General features: G+C 36.0%; 17 protein-coding genes. 13 read left to right on the top strand and 4 right to left on the bottom strand.

The features are described 5' to 3' along the window. Position 1: 1 nt before the first annotated feature. From ACZZ9T_RS01585 to ACZZ9T_RS01555, 7 genes are all read left to right on the top strand, one after another. Entirely contained in the window at positions 2-583 is a 582-nt protein-coding gene (locus ACZZ9T_RS01585) for a hypothetical protein (RefSeq protein ID WP_463440644.1), read from the top strand. A 24-nt stretch (positions 584-607) separates the two neighbouring features. Continuing rightward, complete coding sequence (locus tag ACZZ9T_RS01580; RefSeq protein WP_463429669.1) at positions 608-1,375, top strand: succinate dehydrogenase/fumarate reductase iron-sulfur subunit; 768 nt, start codon at positions 608-610, stop codon at positions 1,373-1,375. A 178-nt stretch (positions 1,376-1,553) separates the two neighbouring features. After that, positions 1,554-3,104 carry a TlpA family protein disulfide reductase gene (locus tag ACZZ9T_RS01575; protein ID WP_463440643.1) on the top strand — a complete coding sequence of 517 codons (1,551 nt, stop codon included), beginning with the start codon at positions 1,554-1,556 and terminating at the stop codon, positions 3,102-3,104. A 156-nt stretch (positions 3,105-3,260) separates the two neighbouring features. Beyond that, positions 3,261-4,667 (top strand): 23S rRNA (uracil(1939)-C(5))-methyltransferase RlmD, encoded by a 1,407-nt coding sequence (rlmD, locus tag ACZZ9T_RS01570; RefSeq protein ID WP_463440642.1) that lies wholly within the window; start codon positions 3,261-3,263, stop codon positions 4,665-4,667. Between the two features lie 36 nt (positions 4,668-4,703). Then, the gene (locus ACZZ9T_RS01565) at positions 4,704-7,178 is read left to right on the top strand and encodes a zinc-dependent metalloprotease (protein WP_463440641.1); all 2,475 of its coding nucleotides are present in this window, start codon (positions 4,704-4,706) and stop codon (positions 7,176-7,178) included. 6 nt (positions 7,179-7,184) lie between these two features. Continuing rightward, on the top strand, positions 7,185-7,649 hold the full coding sequence (locus ACZZ9T_RS01560; protein ID WP_463440640.1) for a DUF6452 family protein: 465 nt from the start codon (positions 7,185-7,187) through the stop codon (positions 7,647-7,649). Further along, complete coding sequence (locus ACZZ9T_RS01555) at positions 7,615-8,274, top strand: DUF6048 family protein (protein WP_463440639.1); 660 nt, start codon at positions 7,615-7,617, stop codon at positions 8,272-8,274. Before ACZZ9T_RS01560 ends, ACZZ9T_RS01555 begins: the two co-directional genes overlap by 35 nt. Here ACZZ9T_RS01555 and ACZZ9T_RS01550 read toward each other — a convergent pair. Next, entirely contained in the window at positions 8,271-8,756 is a 486-nt protein-coding gene (locus tag ACZZ9T_RS01550) for a hypothetical protein (RefSeq protein WP_463440638.1), read from the bottom strand. The two genes, ACZZ9T_RS01555 and ACZZ9T_RS01550, sit on opposite strands and share 4 nt — an antisense overlap. A gap of 227 nt (positions 8,757-8,983) precedes the next feature. Here ACZZ9T_RS01550 and ACZZ9T_RS01545 point away from each other — a divergent pair, with 227 nt between their 5' ends. The 3 genes from ACZZ9T_RS01545 (at position 8,984) to ACZZ9T_RS01535 (ending at position 19,068) form a co-directional block, all read left to right on the top strand. Further along, entirely contained in the window at positions 8,984-11,011 is a 2,028-nt protein-coding gene (locus tag ACZZ9T_RS01545) for a T9SS type A sorting domain-containing protein (protein WP_463440637.1), read from the top strand. Positions 11,012-11,152: 141 nt separating this feature from the next. Further along, on the top strand, positions 11,153-14,098 hold the full coding sequence (locus tag ACZZ9T_RS01540) for a reprolysin-like metallopeptidase (protein ID WP_463440636.1): 2,946 nt from the start codon (positions 11,153-11,155) through the stop codon (positions 14,096-14,098). 299 nt (positions 14,099-14,397) lie between these two features. After that, positions 14,398-19,068, top strand: a complete 4,671-nt coding sequence (locus tag ACZZ9T_RS01535) for a fibronectin type III domain-containing protein (RefSeq protein WP_463440635.1) — start codon at positions 14,398-14,400, stop codon at positions 19,066-19,068. A 142-nt stretch (positions 19,069-19,210) separates the two neighbouring features. Here the strand turns inward: ACZZ9T_RS01535 and coaE are convergent, their stop codons facing one another. The 3 genes from coaE to ruvB all read right to left on the bottom strand — a co-directional run bounded on the left by coaE (position 19,211) and on the right by ruvB (position 21,796). Continuing rightward, on the bottom strand, positions 19,211-19,840 hold the full coding sequence (gene coaE / locus ACZZ9T_RS01530) for a dephospho-CoA kinase (protein ID WP_463440634.1): 630 nt from the start codon (positions 19,838-19,840) through the stop codon (positions 19,211-19,213). Between the two features lie 3 nt (positions 19,841-19,843). After that, positions 19,844-20,710, bottom strand: coding sequence for an MBL fold metallo-hydrolase (locus tag ACZZ9T_RS01525; protein WP_463440633.1), 867 nt, complete (start codon positions 20,708-20,710; stop codon positions 19,844-19,846). Between the two features lie 63 nt (positions 20,711-20,773). After that, on the bottom strand, positions 20,774-21,796 hold the full coding sequence (gene ruvB / locus ACZZ9T_RS01520) for a Holliday junction branch migration DNA helicase RuvB (RefSeq protein WP_463440632.1): 1,023 nt from the start codon (positions 21,794-21,796) through the stop codon (positions 20,774-20,776). A gap of 272 nt (positions 21,797-22,068) precedes the next feature. Here ruvB and hutI point away from each other — a divergent pair, with 272 nt between their 5' ends. The 3 genes from hutI (at position 22,069) to ACZZ9T_RS01505 (ending at position 25,652) form a co-directional block, all read left to right on the top strand. Continuing rightward, on the top strand, positions 22,069-23,301 hold the full coding sequence (hutI, locus tag ACZZ9T_RS01515; RefSeq protein WP_463440631.1) for an imidazolonepropionase: 1,233 nt from the start codon (positions 22,069-22,071) through the stop codon (positions 23,299-23,301). A gap of 6 nt (positions 23,302-23,307) precedes the next feature. Then, positions 23,308-24,231: a formimidoylglutamase gene (gene hutG / locus ACZZ9T_RS01510; protein ID WP_463440630.1), complete on the top strand. Its 924-nt coding sequence runs from the start codon at positions 23,308-23,310 to the stop codon at positions 24,229-24,231. A 128-nt stretch (positions 24,232-24,359) separates the two neighbouring features. Beyond that, positions 24,360-25,652, top strand: coding sequence for an aldehyde dehydrogenase family protein (locus tag ACZZ9T_RS01505; RefSeq protein WP_463440629.1), 1,293 nt, complete (start codon positions 24,360-24,362; stop codon positions 25,650-25,652). Positions 25,653-25,663 lie beyond the last annotated feature (11 nt).

Genomic DNA, 25,663 nt, shown 5'->3' with positions numbered 1-25,663 from the left:
TATGAAAAATTTGAAAAAAATCCTGATGCTTTTTGTAGTTTTCCTAAGCATCTCTACTGTTTTTGGACAGAAAGTTACCACTCAATCTATCGATAAACCTTCTGAAGGTAAATCTTTGGTTTACATCTTGAAGACCGGGGCTGGAATGTTAGTTAATTTCAGAATATATGACAAAGATCTTTTTTTAGGATCTATTGGAAGCGGAAAGTATTTAGTCTATGAATGTGAGCCCGGTAAACATTTGTTTTGGGCAGGTGCAGAAAACAGAGATTATATTGAAGCAAATCTTGAAGCAAATTCAGTGTATGTGATCAATGCTGAAGGACAGATGGGAGCATTTGTAGCGGGAGTTAATTTTAAGCCGCTTAATCCAAAGGAGTTTAGAGATAAGAAAATATTTTATCAGGTAATTAAAAATGATAAAAAACAGATTTATACCAAATCGGAAGATGATAAATCTGAAAATATTGCCAAGGCAATGCAAAAATATCAGGAATTAAAAGACAGTAAATCAACTAAAATCGCATATTTAATTTCAAATATGAAATTTGAAAATGCTGATAAACCAGAAAAAGATAAATAATCTCCAACCTATAAATATAAAATTATGAGTGCAAAAAAAGGCCTTCATCTTACGCTGAAAATTTGGAGACAGAAAAATACCAAAACTAAAGGTCAGTTTGAGACCTATAAAATATCAGATGTTTCTACAGATTCTTCATTCTTGGAAATGCTAGACATCCTGAACGAAAACCTTATCAACGATGGAAAAGAACCTATCGCGTTTGATCACGACTGTCGTGAAGGAATCTGCGGAATGTGTTCACTCTACATCAACGGTAGAGCTCACGGTCCGGATACAGGTATAACAACGTGTCAGCTTCACATGAGAATGTTCAAAGACGGTGAAACGATTGTTATTGAACCGTGGAGAAGTGCTGCTTTCCCCGTTATCAAAGATTTAATGGTAGACAGAAGTGCATTCGACAGAGTAATGGCTGCAGGTGGATTTATCTCGGTAAACACTTCAGGAAATACTTTGGATGCCAATGCAATCCCGGTTCCTAAAGAAGATGCAGACAAAGCAATGGATGCAGCAGCTTGTATCGGTTGTGGCGCTTGTGTAGCTTCTTGTAAAAACGGTTCTGCAATGCTATTTGTAGGAGCTAAAGTTTCTCAGTACGCACTATTACCTCAAGGTAGAGTAGAAGCGAAGCGAAGAGTTCTCAACATGGTGAAAGCTATGGATGAAGAAGGATTCGGTAACTGTTCAAACACAGGTGCTTGCGAAGTAGAGTGCCCTAAAGGAATTTCTCTTGAGAATATTGCTAGAATGAACAGAGAATTTATGGTTGCAATGGCAGATAAAGCATAATCTGTTAAAAAATATAAAGAAAATTTCGTCCTCTTCATTGAAGGCGAAATTTTTAGTTAAATGTTTCATAAAATCAATTGTTAAATAGCATTAAGTTTATCGAAAAACTTATTTTTGCTTAATTATAAAACCAAAAATGAAATTGAAAATTCAATCATTTCAAAAAATTAATAGTATAATGATGATTAAAAAATATCTTTTGTTGTTTGTCATTGCAATATTTGCAGTGTCTTGTTCAAAAAAAGTTGAAGTAAAAGGAAAAATTGCAGGAAGCTCTCCATTAGAAAGAGTAGAATTTGTAGAAGCCTCAGGCGTTGCTACATTGCCACTCATCAATATGGGACTTGATAAGGATGGGAATTTCTCAGGAAGTTTCGAAGCTCCAAAAAACGGAATGTATGTTATCAACTACGCCGGAAAGCAGAATTTAATCTTTCTTAAAGGTGGTCAGACAGTAAACATATCAGGAAGTGCAGCTACTTTTCCTAATGAATATGTAGTAACAGGTGATGCGAAAAATGATAACGATTTCTTTCAGGCTTGTCAGAAATTTCTGTCTACTTACGGACAAAGCGTGAATGTTCAGGAATTGGCATCAGGTGATGAAGCTAAGTATGTGAAAGGAATGCAGAAGATTGAGGCAGATATCAATAAAAATATCGACGAGAATGTAAAAAAATACAATCCGGGAAAAGAAGTAGTTGAATGGAAAAAGACTGACGCAAAAACAGCTATTCTGAATCTGTTGGTGAACTACGAAATGAATAAAAAACAAATGTCTGGAAATCCTTCATTCAAATTAGGAAAAGTATTTACAGATTATGAAAATAAATTAAAAGAAAATAGTGACGAAATGGTGAAGACAAGCCCTTTCTACAGACAATATCTTTTAACTAAAATGAGTCCTGGTTTCCAGAAATTTGCAGAAGCAAAAAGCAAAGGGAAAACAGACATCACAACTTCAGAATTGTTTAATGACTATTTGAAATCTCAGAAAGAAGTTTCTCAGGTTACCAAAGATTATTTGTTGGCATTTGTAATGGCTCAGTCAGATATTCACCCGCAAACTCCGGCTAAGACAACTGATAAAATCAAAAAAATCATAGAAGAAGATATTAAAGATTCAGGAATCAAAGCAGATATTAAAAAAATGCAGTTTGCCATCAACGGATTTAAAATCGGTGATGATGCTCCGGAAGCTTCTTTAGTGAAAGCAGACGGGAAAGCTTACAAATTGAGTGAGAATAAAGGAAAACCTTATGTATTGGTTTTCTACGCATCTTGGAATCCTTACATTGCAGAAGGTACAGTTCCTGTATTGAAAGAAGTTGTGAATTTCTATAAATCTAAAATGAATTTCGTTTACGTAAACGTAGATGATACAAAAGATCAGTTTGTGAAAACAAGCAATGCAATGATGAAAGGAATTCAGGGAACTAACGTGTATGCAGAAGGAGGTCTTAATTCTGATATTGCTAAAAAATACGGAGTATATGGGTTTAAATTACCAAACTTCATTGTTGTTGACAAAGACGGGAAAATTGCAAGCAGATCATTTGTTAATTTAGGTGATCAGGAGTTGATTACCATTTTAGACAAACAAACAGGTCTTTCTGCGCCAAAAGTTGCTCCTCAACCACAAATGATGCCGCAGATGAATATGGATCCTTCAGCGCAGCCGGCTCCTCCAGTTCAGGAAGCTCCTCAGCAATCAGCTCAGACAAAATAATAAAGCTTATACAATAGAAAAAAACCTTGTCTTCGGATAAGGTTTTTTTTATTGTATTTTTGCAAAGTGATACCGAAAGGCAAATCATTAGAACAGAAAAAATAGAAAATTTACGGATGTAAAATAGAAAGTAGATCCGTACCGATAGAAATTGATATGAGAAAGAAGAAAGACGTAATTCTTGAAAATATAAAGTTGATAACTGCAGGTGCAAAAGGAGTTGCAATAGGAAAAACCGAAGAAGGGAAAACTGTTTTGGTTTCCGGAGGTATTCCCGGAGATGTGGCAAATGTCAGAGTTAAAAAGTCAAAGTCAAATTATATTGAGGCTGAAGTAAAAGAGATTGTTGAGAAATCACCCTTCAGAGTAGAACCGAAATGTATTCATTTTGGAGTTTGTGGAGGCTGCAAGTGGCAGAATATGAGCTACGAAAAACAACTTGATTTTAAACAGGAAGAAGTTTACAACAATATCAAAAGAATTGGCGGAATCGATGATTTTGAAACCGTTCCGATTTTGGGAGCAGAAGAGCAATATTTCTATAGAAATAAAATGGAATTTTCTTTTTCAAATGCAAGATGGCTGACTCAATACGAAATCAGTTCTGAAGAAAACTATGGCAGCAGAGATGCACTAGGTTTCCATATTCCGGGAATGTGGAGCAAAATTCTCGATCTTAAAGAATGCTGGTTACAGGAAGATCCGTCTAACGCAATTCGTTTGGCAGTAAGAAATTTCGGAATTGAAAATGGTTTAGACTTTTTCGATGTAAGAGAACAAAAGGGTTTTCTGAGAACTTTAATGATGAGACAAAACTCGAAAGGAGAGTGGATGGTTTTATTTCAATTGTACAGAGAAGAAAAAGCGAACAGAGCAAAACTTTTTGATTATTTGCTGGAGCAATTTCCACAGATTAAAACTTTGGTATATGCCATCAATCCTAAGCAGAACGATTCTATCTACGATCTGAATGTAAATATATATTTCGGAGAAGGATTTTTAATGGAAGAAATGGATGGATTGAAATTTAAAATCGGACCGAAATCATTCTTTCAGACCAACTATAAACAAGCGTTAGAATTATATAGAAAAACCCTTGAATTTGCCGATTTAAAAGGTGATGAAGTAGTTTACGATTTATACACCGGAACAGGTACCATCGCACAATATGTTGCAAGAAATGCAAAACACGTTATCGGAATTGAATCTGTTCAGGAAGCCATTGATGCCGCTATAGAACACGCTGAACTGAATGGTTTAACGAATACCACATTTTATTGCGGAGACATGAAAAATGTCTTCAATGATGAATTTATGGAAAACCATCCAAAAGCAGACGTATTAATCACCGATCCGCCAAGAGATGGAATGCACCAAAAAGTAGTAGAGCAAATCATTAAGCTAGCTCCTGAAAAAGTCGTTTATGTAAGCTGTAACTCTGCAACCCAGGCAAGAGACTTAGCTCTGATGAAAGATCATTATACTTTAGTGAAAATTTTGCCGGTAGATATGTTCCCTCAAACTCATCACGTTGAGAACATTGCATTGTTGGTAAAGAAATAATTATTTTTAAATTTGAATAAACAAATCAGAATTCATATGATAAAGAACTGTAAAACATTTTTCTTATTAGCCGCATTAGTGTTCTGCCAGCAAAATTTATTTTCGCAGGAAAAGCCTAAAGATTCTGTTGCGGCAAAAACCGATACCGCTAAAGTTAAAAAAGACGATAAAAAGAAAAGTCTCATCAAACCTTTTAAAGAAATCATTACCGATAAAGCGGTTTCTGACCAGGGAGTCTTTACAGTTCATAAAGTTGACGACAAATATTATTTTGAAATTCCTGATGCCATGTTGAAGAAGGAATTTCTTCTTGTGACAAGATTAACTAAAGCTGCCGCAGGAATGCGTTCCGGAACTTCAGGATACGCAGGAGATCAGATCGGTCAGCAGGTAATCGCTTTTGAAAAAGGTCAGAAAGATAAAATTCTTTTAAGAGAAATTTCTCATGTCGATTATGCTAAAGATTCTACATCGCAAATGTATAATTCGGTGACAAGAAATAATGTGCAGTCTATCATTAAATCTTTTGATGTAAAAGCTTACGGCGTAAACAAAAACTCATCTGTCATTGAAGTGACTGATGTTTTAAATTCTGATAATGAGCTGACTTCTTTCTCCGTTTGGTCTAAAGATTCTTACCGAGTAGGAGCTTTTCAGAAAGATATGTCATTTGTCAATTTTGTGAAATCTTTCCCGACAAATATTGAAATCAATACGACCAAAACTTTTGCCAGGACTTTAGGAACACCTATGACACCTGCTATTCCGGGAAGACCTGCACCAAAAGTGAGTGGAAATTACACCGTAGAAATCAATTCTTCATTTGTACTTCTTCCGGAAAACAAAATGCAATCTAGATATTTTGACCCAAGAGTTGGATATTTTACAGTAGGATACACAGATTTTGATTTAGATCCTCAAGGAGTAAAAAAGATATCTCTGGTTAAAAGATGGCGTCTGGAGCCAAAACCACAGGATATAGAAAAATACAACAGAGGAGAATTGGTAGAACCGGCAAAACCGATTGTATTTTACATAGACCCGGCAACTCCTAAAAAATGGGTTCCTTATTTAATGCAAGGTGTAAATGATTGGCAGAAATCTTTTGAAAAAGCTGGTTTCAAAAATGCAATCGTCGCTAAAATTCCGGATCCTAAAGTAGATACAGAATGGAGTCTTGAAGATGCAAGATTTTCAGCAATCGTTTATAAACCTTCGGATGTTCCGAATGCTTCGGGACCGTCTATCGCAGATCCTCGAACTGGCGAAATTCTTGAAAGTCATATCAACTGGTATCATAATGTGATGATGTTGTTGAGAAACTGGTATTTTGTACAGGCATCACCCAATGATCCGAGAGCGAGAAAAATTGAATTCGAAGATAAATTAATGGGTGAATTAATTCGCTTTGTTTCTTCTCACGAGGTCGGGCATACTTTGGGTTTAAGACATAACTACGGTTCTAGTTCTACAGTTCCGGTTGAGAAATTAAGAGATAAAAAATGGCTTGAGAAAAACGGTCATACACCTTCAATTATGGATTATGCAAGATTTAACTATGTTGCACAACCAGAAGACAATATCGGTGATGCAGGAATTTTCCCTAGAATCGGAGATTATGATGATTGGGCAATCGAGTGGGGATACAAAAGATTTAATCAATTCAAAACTCCGGATGCAGAAAAAGAATTTCTGAATCAGTGGGTGATTAAAAATCTTAAAAATGAAAGGCTTTGGTTTGGAACAGAATTGAATCCTTTAGATCCAAGATCACAAAGTGAGCAGGTGGGTGACAATGCAATGATTGCAAGCACCTACGGAATAAAAAATCTTCAAAGAATTGTTGATAATTTAGAAAAATGGACGAAAACTCCAAATGAAGATTATGCAAATCTTGATATGATGTATGATCAGGTTACATCGCAGTTCAAAAGATATTTAGGGCATGTTTCAAAATATGTCGGCGGACAAATGGAAACGCCGAAAACGGCAGAGCAATCTGGAGTTGTGTACGAAGTTGTCGCTAAAAAAGATCAGAAAGAAGCCATGAAATTTTTAGACGAAAATATTTTTACAACACCACAATGGCTGATAAAAAAAGATATTTTTGAGAAAACCGGAAAAACTCCTGTGAAAACTGTTGAAGAAATTCAAAATGGTGTTTTGGGGAGAATTTTAAGCCCGATGGTTCTTCAGAATATGTATCAGATGGAAGCCATTGAACCCAATACATATTCCGTGATTGAGTTGCTGTCAGATTTGAATACTTCAATTCTTAAAAAAGATAATGCAGATATCTACACCAGAAATCTTCAGAGAAATTATATTGATTCTTTAATAAAATTCGTTGATACTAGATCTTCTGACAAATCAGATATTTCTGCATTGGTAAGAGGAAATTTAAATACAATCAAGAAAGAGCTTTCTTCAAAATCGACTTCAGATTTGGTAAATAAATACCATTATGAAGATTTGGTTTTCCGTATTGAAAAGGCTTTAGATCCAAAATAATTTAAAATGAAAAGATTATTGTCATTCTTCATATTATCTCTTTTCATGGTTTCCTGTGGTGGAGACGATGATATCTGCGAGAGCGGAGAAGGTACGCCCAGAATGAAAATCATGTTTAAAAATGCAGATAAAATTACCACATTAGATTCTGTAAAAGTGTATGTAGACTACGGAGTACGTATCGTTGATTTGGGATGGAGCAGAAATACAGATTCTATCTTGATTCCTCTTCGTGTTGACGAATCACCATACACAGATTTATTTGTAAAAACCACCAAAAAAGGAGATTCATCAAAGGTTCGTTTGAATTATACAACCAAATCGATTTATGTATCACCAGGTTGTGGAGCAAAATTAAATTACGAAAATCTAAGCGGCCAATTATTAAAACCAAATCCTGTCATCAAACTGGAATCCGGACAAACCTTTATTGAAAATGAAGAAAAAACTAATCTTTACCTCGTTTTTTAGCCTTTTAACGCTGCTGATTTCTGCGCAGGAAAATAAAGAAGTAGAAAAAGAAAAATGGAAATACGAACCCAACTTTATGGTTGGTGTAGATGTTTTGAACACCGGAGTTTCATTTTTTTCAGACAGACAATTATTTCAGGGGTTTATCTCATCCAAGATAAAAGGTAACATTCACGCCATCGTAGAAGCAGGATTTGAAAAAAATATTTATCAGAAAAATGGCTATGATGCTACGGCAAACGGTGCATTTGCCAAAATAGGAGCTTTTTATATGCTTGCAAAAGACAGTGAGAACGAGTTTAATGGTTTCTACGGTGGAGCAAAAGTCGGGGGCTCATTTTACACTCAAGAGTATTTTGCAATTCCTATTCGTGGTTTTGGCGGAAGCAGTTCATCAGTATCAATGCCTGCATCTTCACAATCATCTTTTTGGCTTGAAGGAACCATTGGTGGAAGAGTTCAGTTATTTGAATCTGATTTCTTTATTGATGTCAATATGCAGCCTAGGTACCTTATTGTCACTTCAAAACAAGACGAAGTAGTTCCGATGATTGTTCCTGGTTTTGGCAGAAGCTCATCAAAATTTAATATGGGTTTTGCCTGGAGTATTGCGTATAAGTTTTAATTTAATCTTTTAGGTTTACTGCTGTTTTCAGGGAATGCATCTCTGGCTTGCTGAAGTTTTTTGTACAATACGTCTAATTGTTGAGGTGGAATTCCTGCATCAAAATCTGAAGAATTGTATTGTTTACCTTCAGTTATAATAGTAATAGTACTTGATAATGCAGCATCAGAATATCGACCTGTTGTAGAAGATGTATAAGTTGATAGTCTTTCTAAATCAATCAGTTGTGTTTCTTTTACAATAGTATTCCAGTCCGGAGTTGAGATTGAGGATGATGTTGTTGTTCCGTTTACATTAATAGTGATGATACTATTTTTAAAAGTAATTTTCCTGTTTGTACCTCTTGTCTGTTCTGTAAGTTCTATACTGGTGATAGTTTTTTTATCATTATTATTTGATAAATTTCCATCTGTTTTTTGTGATTGACAGCCTGTCATCAAAATCAGATAACTAAAAATAACGAATCCCTTTAAATATTTCATATGATTTATATAATAAACAAATTTAAATCAAAAGTGATGTAATATGGAATAATTTCCCCAAATATTTAAATATTTATTTTGAGATATACTTGATGAAATCAGTATTTAAGAATTTTTTTTACATTATTAAATCATTTTAAGTGTCTTTTTTATAAAATAAGTGTGTTAAGTTTAAATTTTTTTGTTGATTTGTTTTATATTTGTCAAAATTTAAAATTCAATTCACAATGAGAAATTCTATTATTTCGAAAATTATTTTTCTTTTTTCTATGGCTTTCTGTGCACTGATGTACTCTCAAAAGCTGGAAAACAGCAAACTGGTTTTTGGTAAAGTTTACACGAAAAATCAGATTAAGGATATTAATGGCATTATACGTTGTTCATCTTCAGAATATGAGCAATATCTGCAGACGAAATATCCTGAGAGAATGACTGATACTCAATTTGAAGCATGGATAGCCCCGCTGATTAAAAATGCAATGGCTAAATCTCAAAATGGAGATATTATTACCATACCTGTTGTTGTACATGTTATTCATTCTGGAGAGGTTTATGGCGTAGCTCCAAATATTACAGATAATCAAGTTATTTCTCAGATCACTGTAATGAATGAAGATTTTAGAAAAATGGCAGGAACGAGAGGTTTTAATAATGATCCTGTAGGAGCAGATATTAAAATACAATTCGCATTGGCAAAAGTAGATCCGAATGGTAATCCTACAAATGGGATTGATAGAGTGAATATGTGTGCATCTGAATGGTCTACTGCGGGTGTAAATGAAGTTGTAAAGCCTCAAACTATTTGGGATCCTACTCAGTATATGAATATGTGGAGTGTTAATTTTGATGATCCAGGTTTGTTAGGCTATGCTCAATTTCCTTCTGATTCTGGTCTTTCAGGATTAAATGCAAACGGTGGTTTGGCTTCTACTGATGGTGTTGTAGCAGGTTACTGGTGTTTTGGAAGTGCTGACTATGATGATGGAACTTTTCAACTGTCGAATGATGTAGACTTAGGAAGAACAATGACACATGAAGTAGGTCATTTCTTAGGATTAAGACATCTTTGGGGAGACGGGCCTTGTGCTACAGATTACTGTGACGATACTCCTTTCTCTTCTAATGCGGGAAATGCTCACTATATTTGTAATCCTTCACAAGACTCATGTCCTGTACAGCCAGGTCTTGATATGGTGCGTAATTATATGAATTATACTTATGATCTTTGTATGAATATATTTACAAATGATCAAAAAGCAAGAATACTTGCAGTAATGAATAATTCTCCTCGAAGAAATACTTTAAAGACCTCAACAAAGGATATTGCAATTCCATTATTTGCTAACGATGCAGAAGTTAAACTGGAACGAGTTTGTACAGTCATTAACACTACTTGTACAGCTAGCTCATCTTCTTTATCGGTTGCGTTGCACAATAGAGGAACCAGTAATCTTACATCAGCAATCATCACATATGGAGTAGGAACGAACACTCAAACTTTTAACTGGACAGGTAATTTATCACCAAATAGGTATGCAATTGTAAATCTTGCAATTCCTGCAACAGTTCCTTCGGGCATCATGACAGTTTCTGTAAATACTGCAAATGGTGTTGCAGATCAAAGGGTTTCTAACAACTCATTTACAACAAACTACATATATAATGGTCCTGCAGAGGCTAATAATGGAGCTTTTACGTTTACATTGCAAAATGATTATTGGGGATCTGAAGTTAGCTGGAATCTGAAAAACAGTAGTGGTACGACTCTTTATCAAAGTACAACATATACAAATGTGCCAAATCCAAATGCGTCAACTCCTTTGCCAACACCTGTTGTTCAAACTTGGAATCTAACTCCGGGATGTTATACATTTACCATTAATGATGTATTCGGTGATGGTATTTATGATTATGGCGGTTTTTATAATCTGAAAAATTCAGCTGGAGTTACTGTTTTCCAGGGAAGTCCTTACGCTACTACACAGACAAGAGCAGTCAATATTACTGTTTTAGCTACGGGTGAAACGAAATTTGATCAGTTTGCAGTGTATCCAAACCCAGCGAGTGATGTTTTAAATATTACTAAAGTTTCTGATAAAGCTAAATTTGAAATTCACAATGCAGTTGGCCAATTGGTAAAAGCTGGTGAAATTAAATCTAACCAGGTTAGAGTTGCCGAATTGGTAAAAGGCGCATATATCATTACTATAAAAGATAAAAATATTTCTAAAAGCATTAAGTTTATCAAGAAATAAACAATACGAACTATTTGTATAAATTCCTCATGTAATCATGAGGAATTTTTTTTATTTAATGGTAATATTAAGTTTATGTTCATATTGTCAAAAAAAATGAGTAAAATCAACTATATTTGGAAAATAAAAATATTTGTTTAAATGAAAAAATTCATTACTGCTTTATTTTGTAGTGTAATAAGTGGTACTGCGGTTGCACAATGGACAACGGCAAGCAGACCGGTACGAAGTTCAAATACGGAACTTTCAAATGTCACAAGTTATTATAAACTTGATTTAGTTCAGCTTCAACAAAAGCTTAAAAATACTGTTGAATCAGGAAAAGATGCTAAACCGGTAGAGATATCTTTACCCAATTTATTTGGAAAAATGGAGCGCTATGCTGTTTACAGCTTTCCTGTTATGGCCAAAGAGTTAGCTGATCAATATCAATTGGGTTCATATGCCGGTGTCAGCATAGACAATCCCAATAAGTATCTTAGATTCTCATTATCCCCGTCAGATTTTCAGTCTATGACTATCAATGATGGACAGTATGAATTTATTGATGCTCAAAATGCGGACAAAACCATTTATGGTGTTCACGCAAAATCCTCAAATCCTGATGGTAAAAGTTTTACATGTACTACTTCAGAAGATCCTACTGCGGTAAACCAGCTGGGAAATCTTAAACTTGCAGGTCAGTCATTTAATAATCAGCCAACAAACTTTGCAAAATCTTCTGATAAAAAGTACAGAACGATGCGTTTGGCTATTTCTGCCACAGGTGAATATACTGCTTTTCACGGAGGTACAGTTGCATCGGCACTCTCTGCAATAAATGCTACCATGACAAGAGTAAATGGTGTATTTGAAAAAGATTTAGCATTGCATTTAAACATTCAGAACTTCCCGGGTATCATTTATATCGATGCGGCAACAGATCCGTACACTGGAAATTTGAATGTTCAATTACAACAGACATTAACCGCTAATGTTGGTAACGCAAATTATGATATTGGTCACGTCTTCAATGCTGCAGGTAACAATGGTAATGCCGGATGTATTGGTTGTGTATGTTTAAATCCTGCGACATCAACAAGTACTGCGAAAGGTTCTGGTTTTACTCAAAGTACAAGCCCTGTAGGAGATACATTTGATATTGATTTTGTAGCTCACGAAATGGGGCATCAATTAGGAGCCAATCATACCTATTCACATGTTTTGGAAGGAGCAGGGGTAAATATGGAGCCAGGTTCTGGATCTACCATTATGGGTTATGCAGGTATTACAAATGCAAATGTGCAAATGAATTCTGATCCATATTTTCATGTTGCAAGCATATTACAGATTCAAAACAATATGGTAAGTAAAACTTGTGATGTTGAAACTACAATTATAAACAACCCGCCTGTTATTGCTGCTTTACCAACTTACAGTATTCCTAAAGGAACTGCATTTGTGCTTACTGCATCAGCTACCGATCCTGAAAGTGATCCTATGACCTATGCTTGGGAAGAATTTGATGCAGCGGATGTTGCTGCAAATACTAATGCTGATCCTATCACATTAGCCAATTTGGGAAATACAACTTTTGGTGCTTCTTTTAGATCATTATCTCCAACTACAAGCCCAACAAGATATTTTCCTAAATTATCATCAGTACTGAATGGTGTTTTGGTTAATTCTAATAACAGCTGGGAATCAGTGTCGAATGTAGCAAGAACTTCTAGTTTTGCTGTAACGGTAAGAGATAACAATCTAAATCCCGTACAACAGCAGACTAATTCTGCTCTTCAGACTATTAATGTGGGTGCAGACGGACCGTTCAAAGTGAATGATCAATTTCAGTTCGGATACACCAATACCGCTACTCCAATTGTATGGGACGTTGCAAATACTTCGTCAGCACCTTATAATGTAGCAAATGTAAAGATTGATTACACGGTAGATAATGGGACAACTTGGAATGTTTTAATTGCTTCAACACCTAATGATGGATCAGAAAATTTCACATTTCCTGCGTCATTGAATAATCAAATCATTAAGTTAAGAATTTCAGCAATTGGAAATGTTTTCTATGCTGTAAAATCTGTAAATGTTAGTGCAACCTCTGTTTGTGGAACAAATCCAAACGGTATCGTTGTAACGAATATGGCTACTACTTCTGCTGTGGTGACTTGGGCACCTGCTACTGGTGCAACTTCTTATAATGTACGTTATAAGAAAGTGACAGAAACCACTTGGACGCAGACTACCTCTGCAACCAATTCTATAACACTTACTGGTCTCATCTCAGCAACAGCTTATGAGGTACAGGTAGCCACAGTTTGTTCGGGGGTTGCAAGTGCTTTCTCTGCATCTGTGAATTTTTCAACGATTGCTGCGACTTACTGTCCTGCGGCTTCTACTACAGGAACTCCTTTATTTATTTCTAATGTACTAGTATCGAATTTAACTAATCCATCGGGAGCAAGTACATATACAGATTTCTCTACAAACCCGGCTTTGCAAATTAATCTTGTGAAAGGAGTAACTAATACGATGACAATTAATGGGTCGTTGACAACGCCGAACTATAATACAGTAATGGTATTTATAGATTATAATTTGAACGGTAACTTTGAAGCATCCGAGAGAGTTTTAAACTTTCCTGTTGCAAATGTAACTTCGTTTACCGGATCTTTCACAGTGCCGGCTACAGCGTTAGAAGGTCAGCCTCTAAGAATGAGAGTGCTATTTGCCTTTGCTGGTGCTGCTAATGTAGGCTTAAGTGGGCCAGCTTCTTGGGCTTGTGGAACTAATTTTAATAATGGTGAAATAGAGGATTATAATGTAGTTGTTACAGCTCCGTTAAGCACAAATGAATCTGTTTTAGCTAATACCGGAATTCAGATTTATCCTAATCCTGTTAGCGATGTCTTAAACGTTACTAAAGTTTCAGATAAAGCTACTTATAAAATATATAGTGCAGCAGGTCAATTGGTAAGTAACGGAAATATCACAGGTGGTAAGATTAATGTAACATCATTGATCAAAGGTGCATATGTGATTTCTATTACTGACAAAGGAAGAGAAGCTTTCAATTCTAAATTCATTAAGAAATAAAGAAACATCTTAATACTTAATAAATCCTCATGTAATGCATGAGGATTTTTTTTATTATGTAAACGTAACAAGCTTTTTGATGAAGTAATAATAAAAAAATATTTATTCGTGTGCTTCCAATAACAAAAAATGATTAGATTTGTATTTAATATAAAATAATTATTGCCTATGAAAAATCACTTTACTTTTTTTAAATCTTTAAACGCAACGAGCAACACTTCGATTAACATTGAGTTGCTCAGCACAATTCATTAATACTAATTAACTTATGTATTCTAATCTATTTAATTATTAATAAGATGAAGAGAATTTTACTAATTTTTGCAATCATTCTGTCGTATCTATCGAACGCACAGGTGAGTTCATACACATTTGCGCAGTCCAATACAGCTTATCAAGCTCTTGCGACGCCGTCTGCTGTATTGGCAACTGCAACCACCGCCAACTCGTTAGATAATGCAGTGTATCCGGTGACGCTTCCGTTTCCTGTTTCATTTAACGGTATCAATTATTCCGCATTAAATGTTTCTACCAATGGTTTCATCACCTTTGGAGCAACAGCGCCGGGAACAGCAAACTATGTTCCGATATCAAGTGCGGAAGCTTATACTGGTGCAGTTTCTGCATGGGGTAGAGACCTTAACGCAATTGCTAATGTTACCAATGTTTTTGGAAACGTTAGTTGGGGAGTTGAAGGTACAGCGCCTAACAGAGAAGTTGTAATTCAATGGACTGATTTCAGACCGGTTTATACTACTTCAACAACAAATGCTTATACGTTCTCTTTCCAAATAAGGCTAAGAGAAACTACAAACACAATAGCAGTTGTTTACAAAAGTGGTTCATATCTGGCAGGAACAACATCTATTGCAAGTACTGCACAGATTGGTCTTCGTGGTACTACCAATGCTGATTTTAATAACCGTTTGAATGCAACATCTTTAGCATTTGCTAGTTCTACAGCAGGTACTGTAAATACAAATACCCAGGCATTTAATACAACAGCAGCTACACCTGGAATGCCCACCGACGGACTTACTTACACTTGGACTCCTCCAAGTTGTTTTGCTCCTTCTGGTCTAGTATCTGGTGCAACATCACCTACAACAGGATCAATTGGCTGGAATGCTCCTGCTAATGCTCCTGCAAACGGATATGAGTATATTGTATCAACTACAAATACCACTCCGACTCCTGCTACAGCAGGTACTCCTACAACTGCATTGTCAGTGCCTCAAAATGCATTAACTCCTGGAACTACTTATTATTTCTGGGTAAGATCAATTTGTTCGGGAACGGATAAAAGTGCATGGATAGCAGGCCCTTCTTTCACACCAGGTCAAATTGGTGGTGGTACGACTTCAGTGGGAACTTTGCCGATTTACTCTTGTTTCGGATATAACTACTCTCAGCAGATTTATACTGCAGCAGAAGTTGCCGGTGCGATTGGAACAAACAACTTTATTACTAAAATAAGATTTTTCGTTGCAACTACTGCAACTACCCAGGCTAACTACAACCAATGGGTAGTTTATATGGGTAATACTACACAGGCGAATTTTGCAACCACAACAAGCTGGATTCCATCAACTAATTTACAGCAAGTCTATACAGGTACTTTACCGAACATGACAAATGGTACTTGGGTTGAATTAACCTTAACGAATCCTTTTGTTTGGAACGGTACTTCAAACATTGTAATAGCAGTTGACGAAAACGCAGCAGGGTACTCTTGTACTCAAAACTGGGGAGATTATCCAGCAGGTACAAACAGAGGAATTCTTCATTACGATGATTCTGTAAATGCTGATCCGGCTGCTCCTCCTACTGCGAGTGCACGATATGCTACAATACCTAGAGTACAGATAGTTGCTGAAGCATTACAGCCATGTACTACAGCTCCACCATTAAATATTTCTGTTGGACAGTTGACACCAACTTCTGCAGGAGTTTCATGGACGCCAACTTTAGGTGCTACATATATTGTAAGATACAGACTTGCTCCAAGTGGTGCATGGACTACGGTTACATTAACGGCTCCTCTTTCTAGCAGTTATACAATACCGGGTCTTACAGAACTTACAGCTTATGAAGTTCAGATTGCAACAATTTGCGGAGGTACTACGGGTGCATTCTCACCAAGTACTCCTTTTACAACACCTGCAATCAGCTATTGTACTTCTGGACCTACAAGTACTACGTTATACGAGTATATATCTAATGTAACAGTTACGCCTACAGGATATGCGCCTATGGTGAGTGCCTCACTCACTCCATTACCGGCTGCACCTTTTTACTCGGATTACACAAATGATCCTGCAAGATTAATTACTTTAATAAGAGGAACTGGTAATAACAGTGTTTCTATTACGAAGACTTGGCCAAACTTCCAGTACGCTGCAGGTGTTAAAGCTTGGATTGATTTCAACAGAAACGGAATTTTTGGAGATAATGCAAATGAATTGGTTCTTGATTCACCTTCTAATACGACAGCAGTTGTAAATGCGACCTTTCCTGTTCCTGCTCCAAACACATTAGGTGTTTATATGGGCAATCTAAATTTAAGAATGAGAGTAATCATTCAGGAAGGAGGTTCTCCTAGTCCATGTGGAGGGTTTACTTGGGGAGAAGTAGAAGATTATTCTGTAAGATTAATTGATTTGCTTCCTTGTACTACGGCTCCACCATCAAACATCACAGTGACCAATATGACAGCTACTACAGCTTACGTTTCTTGGTTACCAGCTGCGGGTGCTACCTATTTTGTAAGATGGAGAGTGGGAGCTACAGGACCTTGGTTGCCTTCTCCTGCAGGTCAAGCAGTTACAGCGGGACAAAGTTATTATACAATACCAGGTCTTACTGAGCAAACTGCTTATCAGGTTCAGGTAATGACGGTTTGTAACGGTACTCCGGGTGCATTTGGTCCTTCTATCAATTTCACAACACCACCATTGTCATATTGCCCAATGGTAGGTACCGGTACTACTGATTACATTTCTAATGTAAAAGTTACACCTGTGAATTTCCCTGTAATGGATAATACTTCTTTACAGACCAATTATATTAGTTATGTAACGCCAGCCACTTTAATTAACTTGGAAGTAGGTTCATCAGGTAATCAATTGTCTGTTTCTAAAGCGTGGCAAAGTGGTACTTTTGCTGATGCAGTAGATGTTTATATTGACTTTAACAGAGACGGAACTTTCGCTCCTGCTGAAAGAATTATGAATTCTGCATCAAGTACAACGACACCGGTTACTGCTACATTTGCAGTTCCACCAGCTGGACCAGCAATATATGCAGGACCGCTTACAACCACGATGAGAGTAATCTTAAGACGTGGTAGTACTCCGGTAATGTGTGCTGATCCTGCAAATGGAGAAGTAGAAGATTATGCAGTACGTTTGAGACCTTGTAACAATGCTACACCAGGTGCTCCAACGTTTGCAGCTATTACGCAGAATGCAGTAACGATCAACTGGACTCCGGCAACTAATAATATTGCATATATTTTACAATACAGAGTTTTAGGAACTACCACTTGGACAACTCTTAACGTTTCCAGTTTGGCAGGTAACCCTCCGGTTACAATCAATGGTTTAACTCCGGCTACAACTTATGAAGTGCAGATTGCTGCAGTTTGTGGTACAGGTGGAGCAGGAGCTTTCACAGCTATCAAGACATTTGCGACAAGATGTGATCCTACACCTCCGAATGTTACCGTTACCAATGTGACTTCTACTTCTGCAGTAGTTACATGGAATCCTTTAGTTCCTAGTGCTACTTATATCATCAGATATAGACCAGTAGGTTCTTTAACATGGATTACACCAACAGCACCGCTTCCTCCTGCTAACTCTATTACACTTACAGGATTAAGTTCTTATGTAACGTATGAAGTTCAGGTTGCAAATATTTGTGTTGGTGAAACTACACCAAACCCATGGTCTAATCCTCAGGTATTTACTACAATAAGAATTTGTGAAATACCACCTCCAGGATTAACAATTACTACATTAACACCTACAAGTGCTGAAGTAGTTTGGGATGCTTATACAGGTGCAGGAGCTACTAATAGTTATATTTTAAGATATAGAAAAGTAGGTATTCCTAGCTGGACGAGTATTAATGTAAATACTAATACGTATACAATCACAGGATTATTAGAATTGACAAAATATGAAATGCAGGTAGCAAATGTTTGTACCGGAACACCGGGTAACTTCACGCCTCCTTATTATTTCACGACACCTACAATTGTATACTGTCAAATGTCATCTACTAATTCAGCGACAGAATTTATTAATAAAGTAACGGCTAAACCAACAGGTAAGCCAGAAATGATTAATATTTCTCTTGGTTCTAATTACTCTGATTTTACAACAGATCCTGATACCTATATTGAAATGATTCAAGGTTCTGCAGGTAATCAGATTATTATCGACAAAACCGTAGGTACTACTGGTACTGGAGTAGCAGTTTGGATTGACTTCAACAGAAATGGATATTTCGATCTTAACGAAAGAATCCTTGCTGACGGACCGAATCTAAACCCTACAGCAAGCGCTACATTCTCTGTACCGGCTGATGCTTTTGTAAGCATGACAGATTACAAGTATGTGAGAATGAGAGTGGCTATGGCGAAAGATGCAATTCCTGTAAATTGTTTGAATTTTGACAATGGTGAAGTTGAAGACTATACCGTAAGAATTTCTAAGCAAGGCGTAGTAAACCCATTGAACCAAACGGATATCATGATTTATCCGAATCCGGTAAGCACAGTTTTAAATGTAAAAAATATCAGCAAAAAAGCGAATTATAAAATTTACAGTGCAGCAGGACAATTGGTATCAAGCGGATTAATCTTAAATAATAAGATTGATGTAAGCAGACTCATCAACGGATTATATGTTATCGACATTGAAGACGTAAAAGGTACTGCTCAGAAGAAATTTATTAAAGAATAATAATTAAATAATTTCTAAATAACAGAATAAGCTCTCAGAAATGAGAGCTTATTTTTTTTGTATCAGGTTTAAATGAAATTTTCACAAATAAAAGAACCGCTGAATTATTCAGCGGTTTTTATCTATGTGCGTTTCTTAAAATTTATTCAATCTCAAAAATAATTTTTTCAGTTTGCTCTTTCAGGTCATCCAGATTGGTATTGTTGTAAATAACATAATCTGCCAGTTTTATTTTGTCTTTTTCCGGCATTTGATTATTCATTACGGTTTCAACTTCACGATAAGTTTTCCCATCCCTATCCATTACTCTTTTCAGTCTTATATTATCTTCGGCAGTGACCAAAAGTGATTTATAACACAGAAGATTTAGCTTGAGTTCAAAAAGCAGTGCCGTCTCTTTAAAAATTAGATATTTCTTCTGTTGGGCAACCCATTGTTCAAAATCTAATTTTACAGCAGGATGAATAATTTTATTTAATTGATGCAGTAATTCATCGTCTTTAAAGACTTTTTCTGCAACAAATTTTCTGTTATAAATTCTATTTTCATCATAAGAATTTTCTCCCAAAAGCTCTATTATTTTATTCTTTACATCATCATTGTCGTTTACAATCGTTTTAGCTCTGTCATCAGAATAATAAACAGGAAAACCACAGTTTTCGATAAATTTTGCTACGGTTGATTTTCCGGAACCAATTCCGCCGGTAAGACCAATGATTTTCGAGCCGGGATCAGGTTCTGCTTTTTGAGTTTCTGTCAATAATTCTTCCATAATCTAGTAACCAAAAACATCATTAAAACTAAAGGTTTCATCTAATCTCACACCTTTTTCAGTCATTTTAAGACTTGCCAATTCATTGTGCGCATCATGTTCAAAGAACAGCAAATAATCGTTATCTACACATTGCTTTAAAAATTTAGCTTTTTCTTCAACAGTCAATAAGGGTCTAGTATCGTAACCCATCACATACACTTGAGGAATATGCCCTGCCGTTGGAATTAAATCTGCTGCAAAAACAATTGTTTTTTCCTGATACTGAATAACAGGTAACATCTGCTTTTCGGTGTGACCGTCTACGAAGATAACATCCATTTTTAATTCTGGTACAAAACCATAATTACCGTTGTTGGGAAGCGCCAAAAAGCCTAATTGGCCGCTTTCTTTAATGGGTAGAATATTTTCTTTTAAGAAACTCGCTTTTTCTCTCGGATTAGGTTCTGTAGCCCATTGCCAATGGTTTTCATTGCTCCAGAACTGTGCGTTTTTGAAAGCAGGTCTGTAACCGGATTTGTCATCATTCCATTCAATGGCTCCGCCACAGTGATCAAAATGTAAATGAGTAAAAAAGACATCGGTAATATCCTCTTTTACAAAACCGAATTTCTTTAAATTTTTATCTAAACTGTCATCGCCCCAGAGAGAATAATGACCAAAGAACTTATCATCCTGCTTATTTCCCAGGCCGCAATCTACGAGAATAAGTTTTTTTCCGTCTTCAATCAATAAAGAGCGGGTTCCTAATTCAATTAAATTTTTCTCGTCCGCAGGATTAGTTTTTTCCCACAGACTTTTCGGGACGACTCCAAACATTGCGCCGCCGTCAAGCTTGAATTTTCCACATTGGATAGGATATAGTTTCATATTTTTTTTATTTTAATTTAATAAATCTTAACTCAACATTTTAAACTTATTATAAACTCTAAATTAAAAAAGCTCTCCCGGATGTCTAGGTATCGCAATATTCAAATGTCGGTATGCTTTTTCCGTCACTTCTCGTCCTCTTGGCGTTCTGATGATAAATCCTTCCTGAATTAAAAACGGTTCATACACTTCTTCCAAAGTTTCAGGATTTTCGGCAATGGATGTTGCCAAAGCAGAAATTCCAACAGGTTTCCCTTTGAAATTTTCAATCATCACTCTCATTATTTTATTATCCATTTCATCTAAACCAAATTCGTCTACATTCAATGCATTCAAAGCGTAAGTGGTAATATTAATTTCGATTTCGCCGTTGCCTTTAATTTCGGCAAAATCACGCACTCTTCTCAATAACGCATTCGCAATTCTTGGTGTTCCGCGACTCCTTCTTGCAATCTCAATTGCAGCATCCTCATAAATGGTTACACCCAAAACTCGTGCACTTCTGATAATAATCGTTGAAAGAAGCTCAATCGAATAATATTCTAATCTGCTCTGAATCCCGAATCTTGCCAACATCGGTTTTGTCAGCATTCCACTCCTTGTGGTGGCACCAACTAAAGTAAAAGGATTCAGACTGATCTGAACGCTTCTCGCATTGGGACCTGTTTCAAGCATGATATCGATTTTATAATCTTCCATTGCTGAATAAAGATATTCCTCCACAATAGGAGATAATCTATGGATTTCATCAATAAAAAGAACATCATTTTCTTCCAAATTGGTAAGCAGGCCTGCTAAACTTCCCGGTTTATCCAAAACAGGGCCGGAAGTTATTTTACAGTTAACTCCTAATTCGTTTGCAATAATATGAGATAAAGTAGTTTTTCCTAAACCTGGCGGACCATGAAGAAGAACATGATCAAGTGCACCGCCACGATTTTTAGCAGCAGCCACAAATACTTCAAGATTTTCTAGTGTTTTTCTTTGTCCGGCAAAATCTTTAAAACTTTGCGGACGAATTTTCTCTTCCTGTACGAGTTCGTCATCGGAATAATTTTCCTTATCAGGATGTAAAAAATCTGGCATTAATTCATTTCATTTACCTCAAAGATAGGAAAAAATGAGTTTAAGATTGAGGATGGGATTAAGATTATTTATTGATAAGTTTTTGATATCAAGACAGCTTACTGTAAAGAAGTAAATGACTGTTATTATTGATATATTTTGAGTATTTTTGAGTGGAAATATTTTAAAAAATAAAGGTGTTGATTCTGAGAGAAGTAAACTTCAATCATATTTTTACAATTAAAAATTAACACTTCTAAATTTAAAATTTAGCCTGAACCTAAACCTTTGAAATGAAATTAATAGGCCCATTTAAGCAAATAATAACGTTATCGAATCTTTCTCTGAGAGGAAAATTATCAGATGATCAGCTTGAAATTATCATTGATGGTGGAATTTTGATTGACGAAAACATAATTCTCGAGGTTGGAAATTTTAATACCTTAAAAATTGAAAATCCAAGCATAGAAATTGATGAAGTTGAAGGTGAGCAAATCGTGCTTCCGGCTTTGGTAGATTCACACACGCATATTTGTTTTGGTGGTAATCGTTCCAATGATTTTGCCATGCGAAATGCGGGAAAAACCTATCTTGAAATTGCAGAAAGTGGTGGAGGTATCTGGAGCTCTGTACAACATACCAGAAATGCCTCGGAGGAAGAACTTTTAAAAACACTGCTTGAAAGGATAAATATTTTAATCTCTTTAGGAATAACAACGATTGAAGTTAAAAGCGGGTATGGTTTAGATGTAGAAAATGAATTAAAAATGCTCCGGATCATCAAAAAAGCACAATCTCAAACTCGTGCTACGTTGATTCCCACTTGTCTTTCGGCTCATCTGAAGCCAAGAGATTTTGATGGAGATAATAAAGCATATTTAAATTATATTTTAACAGAAATTTTACCTAAAGTAAAAGAGGAAAAACTTTCTGACAGAGTTGATATTTTTATTGAAAAATCAGCTTTTCAACCAGAAGAAAGCAAAGAGTTTTTGTTAAAAACTAAAGATTTAGGTTTTCAGATTACCGTTCACGCAGATCAGTTTACTCCAGGGAGTTCAAGGATTGCCGTTGAAGTTGGTGCACAATCAGCCGATCATTTAGAAGCCACAGTCGATGAGGATATTGAATTTTTGGCGCAGTCAGATACTGTGGCAACAGCACTTCCCGGTGCTAGTTTAGGTTTGGGAGAAAAATTGACTCCCGCAAGAAAATTATTAGACGCTGGCGCAATTTTAGCAATAGCCAGTGACTGGAATCCGGGTTCTGCCCCTATGGGAAATTTAGTTACACAGGCTTCTATTTTAGCAACGTATGAAAAATTGACAACTGCAGAAGTTTTGGCAGGAATTACTTTCCGGTCTGCGTTTGCGCTGGGATTACAAGATAGAGGAAGAGTAGAGAAAGGTATGAAAGCTGATTTTGTAACCTTCAAAACAAATAACTTTCAAAATATATTGTATCATCAGGGAAGTTTAAAAGCTGAGCATGTTTATATTGATGGGATTAAAGTAGAATTTAAATAGAAAATTATGAATCAAAATATTTGGCAAGGGAGGTTAGATGGTGAAGAGTTACTTTATCATAGAGTTTTTCAAAGAGTACAGGAAGTAAGTGATTATGATCTTATTTCAACTAATGATTTCGTTTTACACGGTTTTGCCGTCGATGAAGGTGTGAAGAGAAACAGAGGCAGAGTAGGATCGAAAGATGCTCCAGATATTATCAGAAAAAATATGGCTAATTTTCCGGTAGTACTTCCGGATTTTTCCATGCTAGACTTTGGGAATCTTACGTGTGAAGATGAAAATTTAGAAGGCGTACAATATGAACTGGCAGGAAAAGTTTCGCAGGTGGTAACGAAAGGTGGGAAATCTATTGTTCTTGGTGGTGGTCATGAAGTAACCTATGCGCATTACTCAGGAATTAGAAATGCTTTTCCTGATAAGAAAATAGGAATTATTAATATTGATGCTCATTTTGATAACCGCAAACCGGAAGATGAAGTAGGAGCAAGTTCAGGAACAGGATTTTGGCAAATCGCTCAGGAAGAAAATAATTATACGCTGCATATCGGCATTCAGAGAAATTCGAATACTTTAAAATTATTCGATACTGCTCATCATTTGGGAATGAAATACATTCTTGCAGACGAATTGTTTTTCGAAAACCTTCCTTCCGTTTACGAACGTATTACCGAACTTATAGATTCTGTAGACGTTCTTTATCTGACGGTTTGTATGGATGTTTTTAATGCCTCAATTGCTCCCGGGGTTTCAGCAGCGGCATATAACGGATTGTTTACTGATGCTGCATTTATGCATTTTTATAAACATATTCTGAAAAGTGAAAAGCTAGTTGCCTTAGATGTAGCAGAAGTCAATCCTCAGTTTGATATTCAGGACAGGACAGCCAGATTGGCTGCAAGTCTGGTGAATGAATGGCTGATGATTTAATAAACAGATTTTCTTAATAGACTTTATCATTTTTTTAAAGATCAATAAGGAACACGTTTTGATTCCTTACCCTTGCTTTATTCAAAAGCAAAAAATTCATTGTACTGAATTTTTAAATAAAATTAAACATGGAACAATCAATTGAAAATAAACTTATAAAAGCAGATCAGGCTTTTAAAGACTGGAAAAATGTACCATTTGCCCACAGACAAAAATTAATTACAAAAGCTGCAGAATTACTTAAATCTCAATCAGAACAATTTGGTGAAATCATTACAAAAGAAATGAATAAGCCTATTTCGCAATCTATTTCAGAAGTTGAAAAATGTGCTTTGATGATGGATTATTATGCTAAAGCTGAAAACGTCCTAAGTCCTGAAAAAATTGAATCTGAATTTTCAATTTCGGAAATTCATTATGTTCCGAAAGGAGTTATTTTGGGAATCATGCCGTGGAATTTTCCTTTTTGGCAAGTCCTGAGGTTTGCAACACCGGCAATTTTAGCGGGAAATACAGTTGTCTTGAAGCATGCTTCAATCTGTTTCGGAAGTGGAAATGCAATTGAAAAAGTATTTTTGGAAGCAGGTTTCCCCGAAGGTGTTTTTCAGAATTTAGAAGTTGGGCATAACGCAATAAAAGAAATTCTTGAACATTCGGCTATTAAAGGTGTAAGTCTTACCGGAAGTGAAAAAGCGGGTGCTGAAGTTGCATCGATAGCGGGGCAAAAAATTAAAAAATCTTTATTAGAGCTTGGCGGAAGTGATGCGTTCATTGTTCTGGATGATGCAGATTTAGATGAAGCCTCAAAAGTAGGTGCTTTGGCAAGACTTCAGAATTGCGGGCAGACTTGTGTTGCTGCAAAAAGATTTATCATCCAAAGAGATATTGAATTTGAATTTCTGCCAAAATTTATCGAAGAATATAAAAAATATGCTCCGGAAGATCCGATGAACAAGAAAACAAAATTAAGCGGAATGGCAAGACCGGATTTAGCAGATGATCTTGAAAAGCAATATCAAAAAGCTTTAGAAAATGGGGCAGAAGCAATTATTCCTTTAGAAAGAATTTCAGCAACAGAATTTAATCCAGGATTGATAAGCGTTAAAGAAGGTAATCCTATTTTGCTTGAAGAATTATTCGGACCCTTGGGAATGGTTATGATTGCGAAAGATGACCGTGAAGCTTTAGAAATGGCAAACAATATTCCTTTTGGGCTTTCAAATTCGGTTTGGACTAAAAATGCAGAGCGTCAGCAATTTTTCATAAATGGCTTGGAATCAGGAACAGTCAATATCAACAGAATGACAAGTTCTGACCCACGTTTTCCCTTCGGAGGAACAAAGTCTTCAGGCTATGGAACGGAGCTTTCATTACTGGCTTTAAAGGAATTTGTGACTGCAAAAACAGTTTTAGGAAAGTAATAAAAAAACTC

The sequence above is a fragment of the Chryseobacterium sp. AC417 genome, assembly GCF_979258215.1.
The sequence above is the reverse complement of the archived record's forward strand: the minus strand, read 5'-3'. Positions and strand labels throughout refer to the sequence as shown.

Coding starts and splice junctions, on each gene's coding strand:
- ACZZ9T_RS01585 (WP_463440644.1), top strand. CDS start 2: ATGAAAAATTTGAAAAAAATCCTGATGCTTTTTGTAGTTTTCCTAAGC.
- ACZZ9T_RS01580 (WP_463429669.1), top strand. CDS start 608: ATGAGTGCAAAAAAAGGCCTTCATCTTACGCTGAAAATTTGGAGACAG.
- ACZZ9T_RS01575 (WP_463440643.1), top strand. CDS start 1,554: ATGATGATTAAAAAATATCTTTTGTTGTTTGTCATTGCAATATTTGCA.
- rlmD (WP_463440642.1), top strand. CDS start 3,261: ATGAGAAAGAAGAAAGACGTAATTCTTGAAAATATAAAGTTGATAACT.
- ACZZ9T_RS01565 (WP_463440641.1), top strand. CDS start 4,704: ATGATAAAGAACTGTAAAACATTTTTCTTATTAGCCGCATTAGTGTTC.
- ACZZ9T_RS01560 (WP_463440640.1), top strand. CDS start 7,185: ATGAAAAGATTATTGTCATTCTTCATATTATCTCTTTTCATGGTTTCC.
- ACZZ9T_RS01555 (WP_463440639.1), top strand. CDS start 7,615: ATGAAGAAAAAACTAATCTTTACCTCGTTTTTTAGCCTTTTAACGCTG.
- ACZZ9T_RS01550 (WP_463440638.1), bottom strand. CDS start 8,756: ATGAAATATTTAAAGGGATTCGTTATTTTTAGTTATCTGATTTTGATG.
- ACZZ9T_RS01545 (WP_463440637.1), top strand. CDS start 8,984: ATGAGAAATTCTATTATTTCGAAAATTATTTTTCTTTTTTCTATGGCT.
- ACZZ9T_RS01540 (WP_463440636.1), top strand. CDS start 11,153: ATGAAAAAATTCATTACTGCTTTATTTTGTAGTGTAATAAGTGGTACT.
- ACZZ9T_RS01535 (WP_463440635.1), top strand. CDS start 14,398: ATGAAGAGAATTTTACTAATTTTTGCAATCATTCTGTCGTATCTATCG.
- coaE (WP_463440634.1), bottom strand. CDS start 19,840: ATGGAAGAATTATTGACAGAAACTCAAAAAGCAGAACCTGATCCCGGC.
- ACZZ9T_RS01525 (WP_463440633.1), bottom strand. CDS start 20,710: ATGAAACTATATCCTATCCAATGTGGAAAATTCAAGCTTGACGGCGGC.
- ruvB (WP_463440632.1), bottom strand. CDS start 21,796: ATGCCAGATTTTTTACATCCTGATAAGGAAAATTATTCCGATGACGAA.
- hutI (WP_463440631.1), top strand. CDS start 22,069: ATGAAATTAATAGGCCCATTTAAGCAAATAATAACGTTATCGAATCTT.
- hutG (WP_463440630.1), top strand. CDS start 23,308: ATGAATCAAAATATTTGGCAAGGGAGGTTAGATGGTGAAGAGTTACTT.
- ACZZ9T_RS01505 (WP_463440629.1), top strand. CDS start 24,360: ATGGAACAATCAATTGAAAATAAACTTATAAAAGCAGATCAGGCTTTT.